The following is a 2,524-nucleotide window of genomic DNA, read 5'->3' on the forward strand; positions in this document are numbered from 1 at the left end:
GTCGGTTGGTGACCGCGTCGAATTCGGCGTAGCCGAGGGTGCGGCCGTCGACGGTGACGGCCGGGGCGTGCGGGGTCGCGGCGACCTGCGCGGCGAACAGTGCCCCGAGGGTGGTGACGGGCCCGGTGTCGGCGGTGGTGGCGTTCCACGTGTCGAGCACGGTGCGGCGTTCGTCGGCGGTGAGCAGCTCCACGTCGCCGACCGGCACCGCCGGATCCGCGGTGACCGTCTCGAGCAGGCGCACGAGGCGCTGCGCGATCGCGGCGGCGGTGGCGGGGTCGAACAGGTCGGTGGCGTAGGACAGGGTCCCGCGCAGCCCGGTGGTGCGGCCGGTGTCGTCGGCGACCGCGCCGAGCTGCAGGTGCAGATCGAATTTGGTGGTGTGCGTGTCGATCTCGGTGATATCGACGTCGAGGCCGGGCAGTGTCAGGTGGGTGCCGGTGGTGTCGGCGAAGGCGAGCATGACCTGGAACAGCGGCGAGTACGCCGCCGAGCGGGTCGGCACCACCGCGTCGACGAGCCGGTCGAACGGCAGGTCGGTGTGCGCGAAGGCCGTCAGGTCGGTGTCGCGCACGGTGGTGAGGAACTCGGCGAACGGCAGCTCGGCGGGCACCGCGGTGCGCAACGCGACGGTGTTGACGAACATGCCGACCAGATCGTCGAGGTGGCGGTGGCTGCGCCCGGCGACGGGACTGCCGACGACGATGTCGTCGCCGCCGGACAGGCGGGCGAGCAGCACCGCCAGGGCGGCGTGCACGACCATGAACTCGGTGGCGGTGTGGGCGTGGGCGAGCTGCCGGATCCGCCCGAACAGGCCGGGGTCGATCTCGACGTCGACGCCGGCGCCGCGGAAGGACTGCTGCGGCGGGCGGGGCCGGTCGGTGGGCAGCGCCAGCAGTTCGGGGGCGCCGGTGAGGATCTCGCGCCAGTACTCGAGTTGCCGGGCGGCGCGGGAGGCGGGGTCGTCGACGTCGCCGAGCAGCTGCGCGAACCACAGGGTGTAGTCGGCGTACTGCAGCGGCAGCGGCGCCCAGTCGGGGGCGGTGCCGGCGGCGCGGGCGGCGTAGGCGGTGACCAGATCCCGGGCCAGCGGGGCCAGCGACGCCCCGTCGGCGGCGATGTGGTGCACCACCACGGCGAGCACGTGCTCGTCGTCGGCGATGCGGAACAGCCGCATCCGCAGCGGCGGGTCGACGGTGACGTCGAAACCGGCCGCGACCACCGCGGCGACGTCGCCGTCGAGATCGGTGGTGGGGGCCGGGGTGAGATCCACGGCGAGCGCGTCGACGGGCAGCACCTGCTGGATCGGTCCGGCGGGGGTGGCCGGGTAGACGGTGCGCAGCGCCTCGTGCCGGGTGAGCACATCGGTGGTCGCCGCGAGCAGCGCCGCCGGGTCGAGGTGACCACGCAACCGCAGCGCGACCGGGATGTTGTAAGCGGCGGACGTCGGGTCGAGCTGGTCGACGAACCACAGGCGCTGCTGGGCGGCGGAGACCGGGACGGGATGCGGGCGCGGAAGCACCGGGGTCGGGGCGGGCCGGTCGATGTCGTCACCGGCGGGCAGGTTCGCGGCCAGCGCCCGCACCGTGGGGGTCTCGAACAGCGCCCGCACCCCCAGATCGGTGCCGAAGGCGTCGTTGATGCGGGAAATCACCCGGGTGGCGACCAGCGAGTTGCCGCCGAGCTCGAAGAAACTGTCGTCGGCGCCGACCTCGGCGACACCGAGCCGATCGGCGAAGATCGCGGCGAGGACGGTCTCGGTGGGCGACATCGCCGCCGCGGCATCGCCGCCGGTGCCGCCGAAGACCGGTTCGGGCAACGCCGTGCGGTCGAGTTTGCCGACGGCGGTCAGCGGGATCTCGTCGAGCACGACGACCGCGGCCGGCACCATGTGGGCGGGCAGCCGCTGCCCGAGCGCGGCGAGCACCGTCTCGGAGTCGAGTTCGCAACCGGGTTCGGGCAGCAGATAGGACACCAACATCGGCTCGCCGGAGGGGGCGGTGCGGCCGAGGGTGACGGCGAACGCGATACCGTCCTGGTCGCTCAGCGCCGCGTCGATCTCGCCGAGTTCGATGCGGAAGCCGCGGATCTTGACCTGGAAGTCGGAGCGGCCGAGATACTCCACGGTCGGCGGACGGTCCTTCTCGCTGCGGGCGACCCGGTCGCCGCCGGGCAGATGCCAGCGGCTGACGTCGCCGGTGCGGTACATGCGACTGCCGGGCGGGCCGAAAGGGTCGGCGACGAACCGGGTCGCGGTCAGGCCGGGCCGGCGGAGATAGCCGCGGGTCACACCCGGTCCGGCGATGTACAGCTCCCCCGCCACCCCGACCGGCACCGGATGCAGCCGGCCGTCGAGGATCAGCTCGTCGATCCCGCACACCGGGCTGCCGATGGTGATGCGTTCACCCGGCTTCAGGGTGTCGGTGATATTGCAGACGATGGTGGTCTCGGTGGGCCCGTACGCGTTGAACATGCGCCGACCGGGCGCCCAGCGCGTCACCAGCTCCGGCGGACACGTCTCCCC

Annotated in this window: 1 protein-coding gene; it reads right to left on the reverse strand. The window is 73.1% G+C overall.

The genetic code is table 11. The annotated features are described in order from the left end of the window. Positions 1–2,524 (reverse strand): condensation domain-containing protein (locus R1101_RS27945; protein WP_037224396.1); only part of this gene is annotated, 2,524 nt, incomplete at both ends.

This window comes from Rhodococcus sp. R1101 (assembly GCF_000278445.1).
Lineage (GTDB): Bacteria > Actinomycetota > Actinomycetes > Mycobacteriales > Mycobacteriaceae > Rhodococcus > Rhodococcus gordoniae.